This window comes from Sphingomonas sp. BE138 (genome assembly GCF_031456125.1).
Classification (GTDB): domain Bacteria; phylum Pseudomonadota; class Alphaproteobacteria; order Sphingomonadales; family Sphingomonadaceae; genus Sphingomonas.
Window position 1 is genome coordinate 18,358 of record NZ_JAVDUC010000027.1, and the last position, 9,082, is coordinate 27,439.

The following is a 9,082-nucleotide window of genomic DNA, read 5'->3' on the forward strand; positions in this document are numbered from 1 at the left end:
ACGAAAGCATGACCGAATACACCAAGACCGACGAGGCGCTCGCCAAGCTGACGCCCGAGCAATTCTACGTGACGCAACAAAGCGGCACCGAGCGGCCCGGCACCGGCGAATATCTCGGCAACAAGCGGGCGGGCATCTACGTCGACATCGTCTCGGGCGAGCCGCTGTTCGCCTCGGCCGATAAATACGAGTCGCATTGCGGCTGGCCGAGCTTCACGCGCCCGATCGAATCGGCGCGCGTCAACGAGTTGAACGACGTCAGCCACGGCATGATCCGCACCGAGGTCCGCTCGGCCGGTGCGGACAGCCATCTCGGCCACGTCTTCGAGGACGGGCCGCGCGACCGCGGGGGCTTGCGCTATTGCATCAACTCCGCGGCGCTGCGCTTCGTGCCGCGCGAGGAGATGGAGGCGCAAGGCTACGGCGCCTACCTCGATCAGGTCGAGGACGTCCGCTGACTTGACCCGGAGCAGGCGCGGCGCTTTGGAACCCCGATGAACGACTGGGACGAACGCGCCGCGCGCCGCGCCGAGGATCGTGAGCGCCGCGCGCAGGAGCGCGTCGCCGCTGCGGTCGCCCGCACCGAGCAGCGCGCCGTCGAGCGCGAGGCCGGCGCGCGGCGCCGCGAGGAAGCGCGCACCGCCCGCCGTGTCGAGGAGGAGCAGCGTCGCGCGACGCTCGCCGAGGAACGCGACGCCCGCCCGCGCCGCCGCCAGAGCACCGGCGGGCTCGCCCGGACCGGCGAGAGGACCGTCGAGCGCGACACCCGCCATTACGCCACCGACAAGGACCCCGCGCGCATCCGCATGCTTGCCGCACGCGGCGCGACGCCAGCGGCGCTCGCCGCCGTCTTCGGCATCAGCGTCGCGGAGGTCGAGGCGGTGCTGGCGGCCGATTGACCCGGCCGCTATGCCCGCGCGCATGACCGACGCCACGATTGATGGGCGCGACGCCCGCCACAACGAGAAGATGCGCCGCGTGCAGGCCGCGCGTCGCACGATGATGGAAGGCAAGACCGTCGAGAAGGGGCTGCTGATCGTTCATACCGGCGCCGGCAAGGGCAAGTCGACCGCCGCCTTCGGCATGGCGGTACGGGCGATGGGACACGGGATGAAGGTCGGGGTCGTGCAGTTCGTGAAGGGCGCGATGACCACCGGCGAAAAGGCGATTTTTGATGCCTTTCCCGAGCTGATCGAGTTCCGCGCCATGGGCGAGGGCTTCACATGGGACACGCAGGACCGTGCGCGCGACGTCGCGGTCGCGCGCACCGCGTGGGAGGAGGTGCAGCGGATGCTCGCCGACCCCGACATCGCGATGGTGATCGCCGACGAGCTGAACATCGTGCTGCGCTACGATTATCTTCCTACCGACGAGGTCGTGGCGGTAGCGACCGCGCGCGCGCCGATGAAGCATCTGGTCGTTACCGGTCGCAACGCCCCGGATGCGCTGATCGCCGCAGCCGATCTCGTGACCGAGATGACGCAGGTGAAGCATCCCTTCCGTTCGGGGGTCAAGGCGCAGGCCGGCGTGGAGTTCTGACCCCCGCCCCACCCGCCATCCCGCGCATTGACCCGCGCCCGCCGCCCCGCTAGTGCGCGCGCCGCGACAGGTTCCCCCTGACCGGGGATCAAAAGGGAACGGGTGAACCCCGGCTGCCCCTGCAACTGTAAGCGGCGAGCCCGCGTGCCACACGCCATTGGTCCCTCACCGGGCCGAGAAGGCGGCACGCATCGGCGATGACCCGTGAGCCAGGAGACCTGCCTGTTCGCCTGTCGTCCTTCGCTCGGTCAGGGTGTGCCGAACGGACGGGAAGACCGCACAGGGGCAATCCCGGCGGACGGACCAGCGTGACGATAACCACCGCCGCAGGCGGTCGGCGTCGCGGGTCCGTGCCCGTCGGCGGCGATGCGCGTGGCTCGTCCGTCGAAAGGGTTTTCATGTCGTTCCGCCTAGCCGTCCTGCCGTTCCTCCTGTGCTCCTCCCTGTGCTCCACTGCCGCGCTAGCGCAGGAAGCGCCGCGTCCCGACGCCGCCGCTGCCACCGACGGCAGCGACATCGTCGTGGCCGCGAACCGTGCGCCGACCGATGCCGATCGCGTCGTGGCTTCGGTCACCGTGCTCGACAAGGCCGCGATCGACCGCACGCAGGATACGTCGGTCGCCGACCTGCTGGTGCGCACGCCCGGTGTCTCGCTGTCGCGCAACGGCGGCTATGGCACCACCACCTCGCTGCGCATCCGCGGCGCCGAGCCCGACCAGACCGTGGTCGTGATCGACGGGGTGAAGATCAACGATCCGTCTTCGCCCGGCGGCGGCTATAATTTCGGCGACCTGCTGATCGGCGACGCGTCGCGGATCGAGGTGCTGCGCGGGCCGCAGTCGATCCTGTGGGGCAGCCAGGCGATCGGCGGCGTGGTCAACATCGTCACGCCGTTGCCTGCCAAGGATCTCGAAGGCAGCATCGACCTGGAGGGCGGATCGCGCGACACCGTGAACGCCCGCGCGGCACTGGGCGGCATCAATGGTCCGCTGGCATGGCGTATCGGTGCACAGGCGTTCACAACGGCTGGTATTTCGGCACTGGCACTGGGCACCGAGCGTGACGGATACACCAACCAGAACGTCCAGGCGCGCGCGGTCGTGACGCTCGCACCGGGCATCAGCGCCGACCTGCGCGGCGCATATACCAATGCGAACAACGACTTCGACGGCTTCAGCGGCGACTCCGCCGAATATGGCCTGACCCGCACCTTCGTCGGCTACGCCGGCTTGAACGTCGACCTCTTCGACTCGCGGCTGCGCAACCGCTTCGGCTATGGCTATACCGACACCGACCGCGACAATTATGATCCCGAACAGGTGACGCAGCCGCAAACTTTTGCCGCGACCGGACGCAACCACCGTCTCGAATATCAGGGCACGCTGGCGGTAGCACAGGGCGTCGATGCGGTCTTCGGCGTCGAGAACGAGGTCAGCCGCTTCAGCACCGCCTCTTCCGATTTCGCCCCGCCGTTCGCGCTGGGCACGCCGGCGCGTGGCCGTGCGGAGCTGACCAGCGTCTACGGTCAGCTGAACCTGTCGCCGATCGATGGCCTGACGCTGAACGGCGGCGTCCGCCACGACGACCACAGCCGCTTCGGTGCGCAGACCCTGTTTGCGGGCGGCGCCAGCTGGGTGCTTCCGACCGGTACCGTCCTGCGCGGCAGCTACAGCGAGGGATTCAAGGCGCCAACGCTCTACCAGTTGTTCTCCGAGTACGGAAATCGCGCGTTGTCGCCCGAACAGGCGAAGGGTTGGGAGGCCGGCGCCGAGCAGCGCTTCATGGACGGGCGTTTCGCGATCGGCGGCACGTACTTCGAGCGTCGCAGCCGCGACCAGATCGTCTACACCGGATGCAGCGCCACGACCACCGAGCCGTTGTGCTTCGTGCCGGGTTCGACCACCGAGCGGCGCTTCGGCTACTATCAGAACGTCGCCCGTGCCTTCGCGCGTGGTGTCGAGGCGGTAGGCCGGGCGCAGATCGGCGAGCATCTGAGCATCGACGGCAATTACAGCTGGATCCTGTCGGAGGATCGCTCGGCGGGCCGCACGTTCGGCAACTGGCTGCCGCGCCGCCCGCGCGATACCGCCAATCTGTCGGCGACCTATGCCTTTGCCGACGCCGGCTCGCTGGGTGTCGCAGCGCGCTGGGCGGGCAAGTCGTTCGACAATGCCGCCAACACCACCCGGCTCGACGGCTACACGCTGGTCGACCTGCGCGGCGAGCTGCCGGTGTCGTCCACCGTTCGGCTGTTCGCGCGCGTCGAAAACCTGTTCGACGAACGCTACCAGACGATCGCGCGCTACGGCACGCTCGGGCGCAGCGTGTACGCCGGGCTGCGCGGACGGTTCTGAGATGCAGCTCGTTCCCGTCGCCGATGGGCCGGCGGTGGTGGCGTGCAGCAGCTGTCGTCACTCCGCCGCCGCGCGTGAGGATGCCGAGGGGCGGCGTGGCGGCGCGCTGCTCGCCGCGGCGCTGCGCGCGGTGCAGGCGCGCGATCCCGCGCTAGAGGACATTTCGGTGCAGGAGATGCCATGCCTGTTCGCCTGCGATCGCCATTGCACGATCCACCTGCGCGCACCGGGCAAAGTCGGCTATGTGCTCGGCGGCTTCGTGCCCGACGAGGAAGCGGCGACGGGAATCATGACCTTCATGCGCCACTATGTCGACAGCGCCACCGGACAGGTCCCCTATGGCCTGTGGCCGGCGGCGGTGAAGGGGCATTTCATCGTCCGCGTGCCCCCCGCCGGTGCGGTGGTCGCATGACGCGCTTCACCTCGGTCGCCGACTTCGATGCCGCGCTGGCGGCGCTGCCGCCCGCCGACGACGCCGCGCGCGCGGCGGCAGCGGGGCGGCAGGCGCGGCTGACCAAACCCGCCGGATCGCTCGGACGCCTGGAGGAGATCGCGCTGTTCATGGCCGGGTGGCGCGGCGATCCCCGCCCGCGGCTAGACGACGCGCGGGTGGTGGTCTTCGCTGGCAATCACGGCGTCGCGGCGCGAGGTGTCAGCGCGTTTCCGCCCTCCGTGACCGCGCAGATGGTCGCCAATTTCGCTGCGGGCGGGGCCGCGATCAACGCGCTGGCCGACGCGGCGGGCCTGTCGCTGACGGTGGTGCCGCTGACGCTGGAGCTGCCGACCGGCGACATCACCCACGAGGCGGCGATGAGCGAGGCCGAATGCCTCGACGCGCTCGACGCCGGCGCGACCGCCGTGACCGCCGGCATCGACCTGCTGGTGCCCGGCGAGATGGGGATCGGCAACACCACGCCTGCCGCGGCGCTGTGCGCGGCGAGCTTCGACGGCGGCGCGGCGGCCTGGGTCGGGCCGGGAACGGGCGTTGCGGGCGCCGCGCTGGTCGCCAAGCGTGAGGCGATCGATGCGGCGCTGGCTTGCCATGCGGACGCGACGTCCGCGTTCGAGCGGCTGCGGCGGCTGGGCGGGCGTGAGATCGCGGCGATCGCGGGGATGGTGCTCGCGGCGCGGCATGCGCGCGTGCCGGTGCTGCTCGACGGGTTCATCACCGGCGCGGCGCTTGCCCCGCTCGCCGCCGCGCAGCCGCGGATCGTCGATCATTGTCTGGCCGGGCATGTCTCTGGCGAGCCGGGGCATGCGCGTCTGCTCGACCGGCTGGGACTGCGTCCCTTGCTCGCGCTCGACATGCGATTGGGCGAGGCGAGCGGTGCGGCGGTTGCCGCCGGCGTGGTGCGCGCGGCGCTGGCGGCGCACGACCGCATGGCGACCTTCGACCAAGCGGGGGTCAGCGAGGCGTGAGCGGCGCGCGCACCGTCCACCTGCTGCGGCACGGCGCGACGGTGCGGCCCGGATGCTTGCTGGGGCACGGCGATGTTCCGGCGACAAAGGCGGGAATCGCTGATTGCGTCCGCGCGGCCGCCGCGCTTTCCTTCGATCATGTCGTCAGCTCCGACCTGCGCCGCGCCGCTGCCTGCGCGGCGGCGATCGGCTCGGCCGTGCGCCATGACGCGCGCTGGCGCGAGCTCGACTTCGGCGACTGGGACGGGCGTGCGCCGGCGGAGCTCGACGCGGCCGCGTTGGCAGCTTTCTGGGACGATCCAGACACTTGCCCGCCGCCGGGTGGGGAATGCTGGTCGGGACTGGTGGCACGGGTCGATGCCGCGCTTGCGGAGCTGGCGGACGCGACGCTGGTCGTGACGCATGGCGGGGCGATCCGGGCGGCATTGGCGGGCGCGTGCGGGTTCGATGCGCGACAGGTATGGGCGTTCGACCTGCCGTGCGCGGCGGTGGTGACGGTGCGGTTGTGGGACGATGCCGCGCAGATCGTGCGGCTGAGCGCATGACGCGCCTGTGGCTCGCCTTCGCGTTCCTGACGCGGCTGCCGGTTCCGCAAACCGCTGGAACCGCGAAGGATTTTGCCGCCGCGCTCCGCTTTTACCCGCTGGTGGGCGCGGTGATCGGGGTGATCGTTGCGGCCGCGACCTGGGTCGGTGCGCGGCACGATCCGTGGACCGGCGCGCTGGCCGGACTGGTGGCGTGGGTGGCGGTGACCGGGGCCTTACATATTGATGGACTTGGAGATCTTGCCGATGGCCTCGGAGCGGCGCACGGAGACCGCGAGCGGCTGCTGGCGGTCATGCGCGATCCGCATGTGGGCAGTTTCGGGACGGTCGCGATCGCGGTGCAGCTGATCGCGAAAGTCGTTCTGCTTCATGGACTTGGCGGAGACCTGCGGGTGGCTTTGGTGCCGTTTGCGGCGCGGATCGCGCCCCTGTGCTGGGCGCGGTGGATCGCGCCGATCGGGAGCGGGCTGGGCGCGCAGATCGCCGGTGCGGTGCGCATTCGGGACATCGCGGGATGGGGCGCAGTGCTCGCCGGTGCCGCGGTCGTCGCGCCTGCGTTGCTCGCGGTGCCGCCACTGGTCCTAATATACCAACGTTGGTCCGCAAAACGCCTCGGCGGGATCAACGGCGACGCGCACGGGGCCGGAATCGAGCTGCTGGAAAGCGCGTTGCTGGTCGCGCTGCTCGCCGGCTGACGCTCAGCCCCGCGCGAGCGCCAGCAGCGCGTCGATGTCGAGGTGCTGCTCCAGCGCGGCCGCGATCGCGTCGAGCGCCTCGTCGACCGCGGCGGCATGGTCCGGCCCCTCCCCCGCCGCCGCGAGCCAGGCGCGGCGCTGCCCGGCCAGCCCGAACAGGCCGTGGACATAGGTGCCCGCGACCAGACCGTCGGCGCTGATCGCGCCGTCGCGGCGGCCGTCGGCGAAGTTCGCGACGGGACGCGCGCGGTCGGGTCCCTCGGTCTGGCCGAGGTGCATCTCATAGCCCTCGAACGCCGCGCCGCGCGCGTGGCCGCGGACGTGCCGCAGGGCCTTGTCGCCGCCGAGCACCGTGTCGACGTCAAGCAGACCCAGCCCCGCGACGCTGCCCGCCGGTCCCTCCAGCCCCAGCGGGTCGGCGACGCGGCGCCCGAGCATCTGATAGCCGCCGCACAACCCCAGGATCGTGCCGCCGCGCCGCCGGTGCGCCGCGAGATCGATATCCCAGCCCTGTTCGCGCACGAACGCCAGATCGGCGATCGTCGCCTTCGACCCGGGCAGCACCACCAGCGCGGCCTCGGCAGGCAGCGGCGCGCCGGGCGGGATCATCGCCACTTCGATTGCGGGATCGAGCCGCAGCGGGTCGAGGTCGTCGAAATTGGCGATGTGGCGCGTCACCGGGCACGCGACCAGCACGCGCCCGCCCTGCGCCGTGCCGCCGCCGCGTTCGAGCACGACCGCATCCTCGCTCGGCAACCGCGCCGCCGCGCCCAGCCACGGCACCACGCCGAACCCGCGCCAGCCGGTCCGCCCGGCGATCGCGCGATAGCCGTCGTCGAACAGCGCTGGATCGCCACGGAAGCGGTTGACGATGAAGCCGTGGATCATCGCGGCGTCCTCCGGCGAGAGGACCGCGCGCGTGCCGACCAGCGACGCGATCACCCCGCCGCGGTCGATATCGCCGACCAGCACCACCGGCACGTTCGCGGCGCGCGCGAAGCCCATGTTGGCGATGTCGCCGGCGCGCAGGTTGATCTCGGCCGGCGAGCCGGCGCCTTCGACCAGCACCACGTCGGCCTGTGCGCGCAGCGTCCCGAAGCTGGCGAGCACCTCGTCCAGCAACCCCGCGCGCCCCTCGCGCCAGCGCGCCGCCGCCAGCGTACCGCGCATCCGCCCGCGGACGATCAGCTGCGAGGTGCGATCGCCCTGCGGCTTGAGCAGCACCGGGTTCATGTCGACGTGCGGGGCGACGCGTGCGGCGAGCGCCTGCGTCGCCTGCGCGCGCCCGATCTCGCCGCCCTCGGCGGTGACCGCGGCGTTGGTCGACATGTTCTGCGGCTTGAACGGGCGCACGGCGAGGCCGCGGTTGGCGAGCGCGCGGCACAGCCCGGCGACCAGCACCGACTTGCCGACGTCGGAGCCGGTCCCCTGAAGCATCAGCGCGCCCATGCGATTACCCCCGCCACGATCCACAGCAAGGCACAGGCGCGCACGTAGACCCGCAGCGCGCGGCGGATGTCCCTTGCGTCGAGCGCGGCGGTGCCGGCGCCGATCCACGGCTTGTCCACGGTGATACCGTCGTAGCTGACCGGCCCGGCCAGCCGCACGCCGAGCACGCCCGCCATCGCCGCCTCGGTCCAGCCGGCGTTGGGCGAGGCGTGGCGGCGTGCGTCGCGCCACATCACACGCCACCCGCCGCCGCCGGCCAGGCAGATGACGACACCGCCGAGGCGCGCCGGCAGGAGGTTGGCGAGGTCGTCGACGCGCGCCGCCGCCCAGCCGAACAACCGCCAGCGTTCCTCGCGATGCCCGATCAGGCTGTCGGCGGTGTTGATCGCCTTATAGGCCCACACGCCGGGCAGTCCGGCGACCAGCAGCCAGAAGAGCGGCGCGGCGACGCCGTCGCAGAAGCTCTCCGACAGGCTTTCGACCGCGGCGCGCGCGACCCCGGCGTCATCCAGCGCTGCGGTATCGCGCCCGACGATCATCGCGACCGCGGTGCGAGCGGCGTCGAGGTCGCCGCGTTCCAGCGCGGTGGCGACGGGGCGGACGTGGTCGTACAGGCTGCGTTGCGCCAGCGCCGGCCAGGCGAGCAGCGCGGTGCCGATCCAGCCGAGGTGGAGCGCGCGCGCCGCGGCCTCGGCGGCGGCGGCGACCAGCGCGGTGCCGCCGACGACGATCGCGACGGTGACGACGCCGGCGAGGCGGCGCGGGCGGCCGGGACGGTTCCAGCGCGCCTCGCACGCGGCGATCGCGCGCGCGACGCCGCCGACCGGGTGGCCGACGCGGGCGTAGAGCGCGGCGGGCCAGCCGATCGCGGCGTCGAGCGCGAGCGCGGCGAGGGGGACGGGGTCAGGCATTGGGGTTGGGGGCGGCGGGCGGGCCGCCACGCTCGTCGTCGTCCCGGCGAGGGGGGTATAGATGCGCAGGGCTGACGATAGAGGCGCTGGCGTCGGCGTGTCTGGATTCCCGCCTGCGCGGGAATGACGAGGGAGAAGCGATGCTGGCGTCGTCCTCGCGCGTGTTCTCG

Annotated in this window: 10 protein-coding genes and 1 riboswitch; of the genes, 8 read left to right on the forward strand and 2 right to left on the reverse strand. The window is 71.8% G+C overall.

Features of this window, described 5'->3' with window-relative positions; all coding sequences use genetic code 11:
* Window positions 1-8 precede the first annotated feature (8 nt).
* The 8 genes from msrB to J2Y58_RS18810 all read left to right on the forward strand — a co-directional run bounded on the left by msrB (window position 9) and on the right by J2Y58_RS18810 (window position 6,552).
* A complete protein-coding gene (msrB, locus tag J2Y58_RS18775) occupies window positions 9-458 on the forward strand; it encodes a peptide-methionine (R)-S-oxide reductase MsrB (protein WP_310106575.1) in 450 nt (149 codons plus the stop codon).
* Window positions 459-494: 36 nt separating this feature from the next.
* Window positions 495-899 carry a hypothetical protein gene (locus tag J2Y58_RS18780; protein WP_310106577.1) on the forward strand — a complete coding sequence of 135 codons (405 nt, stop codon included), beginning with the start codon at window positions 495-497 and terminating at the stop codon, window positions 897-899.
* Between the two features lie 22 nt (window positions 900-921).
* Window positions 922-1,539, forward strand: a complete 618-nt coding sequence (gene cobO / locus J2Y58_RS18785; protein ID WP_310106580.1) for a cob(I)yrinic acid a,c-diamide adenosyltransferase — start codon at window positions 922-924, stop codon at window positions 1,537-1,539.
* Window positions 1,540-1,590: 51 nt separating this feature from the next.
* Window positions 1,591-1,780, forward strand: a riboswitch (cobalamin riboswitch).
* 157 nt (window positions 1,781-1,937) lie between these two features.
* The gene (locus J2Y58_RS18790) at window positions 1,938-3,893 is read left to right on the forward strand and encodes a TonB-dependent receptor domain-containing protein (protein WP_310106582.1); all 1,956 of its coding nucleotides are present in this window, start codon (window positions 1,938-1,940) and stop codon (window positions 3,891-3,893) included.
* Between the two features lies 1 nt (window position 3,894).
* On the forward strand, window positions 3,895-4,305 hold the full coding sequence (locus tag J2Y58_RS18795) for a DUF1636 domain-containing protein (RefSeq protein WP_310106584.1): 411 nt from the start codon (window positions 3,895-3,897) through the stop codon (window positions 4,303-4,305).
* The gene (gene cobT / locus J2Y58_RS18800; protein ID WP_310106587.1) at window positions 4,302-5,312 is read left to right on the forward strand and encodes a nicotinate-nucleotide--dimethylbenzimidazole phosphoribosyltransferase; all 1,011 of its coding nucleotides are present in this window, start codon (window positions 4,302-4,304) and stop codon (window positions 5,310-5,312) included. The genes J2Y58_RS18795 and cobT overlap by 4 nt, the downstream gene beginning before the upstream one ends.
* Window positions 5,309-5,857 (forward strand): histidine phosphatase family protein, encoded by a 549-nt coding sequence (locus J2Y58_RS18805; RefSeq protein ID WP_310106588.1) that lies wholly within the window; start codon window positions 5,309-5,311, stop codon window positions 5,855-5,857. Before cobT ends, J2Y58_RS18805 begins: the two co-directional genes overlap by 4 nt.
* Window positions 5,854-6,552, forward strand: coding sequence for an adenosylcobinamide-GDP ribazoletransferase (locus tag J2Y58_RS18810; RefSeq protein ID WP_310106590.1), 699 nt, complete (start codon window positions 5,854-5,856; stop codon window positions 6,550-6,552). The genes J2Y58_RS18805 and J2Y58_RS18810 overlap by 4 nt, the downstream gene beginning before the upstream one ends.
* Before the next feature lie 3 nt (window positions 6,553-6,555).
* On the opposite strand, the gene J2Y58_RS18815 is transcribed toward J2Y58_RS18810, so the two are convergent.
* Window positions 6,556-8,001 carry a cobyric acid synthase gene (locus J2Y58_RS18815; protein WP_310106592.1) on the reverse strand — a complete coding sequence of 482 codons (1,446 nt, stop codon included), beginning with the start codon at window positions 7,999-8,001 and terminating at the stop codon, window positions 6,556-6,558.
* Window positions 7,989-8,912 carry an adenosylcobinamide-phosphate synthase CbiB gene (cbiB, locus tag J2Y58_RS18820; RefSeq protein ID WP_310106594.1) on the reverse strand — a complete coding sequence of 308 codons (924 nt, stop codon included), beginning with the start codon at window positions 8,910-8,912 and terminating at the stop codon, window positions 7,989-7,991. Before cbiB ends, J2Y58_RS18815 begins: the two co-directional genes overlap by 13 nt.
* Between the last annotated feature and the right edge of the window lie 170 nt (window positions 8,913-9,082).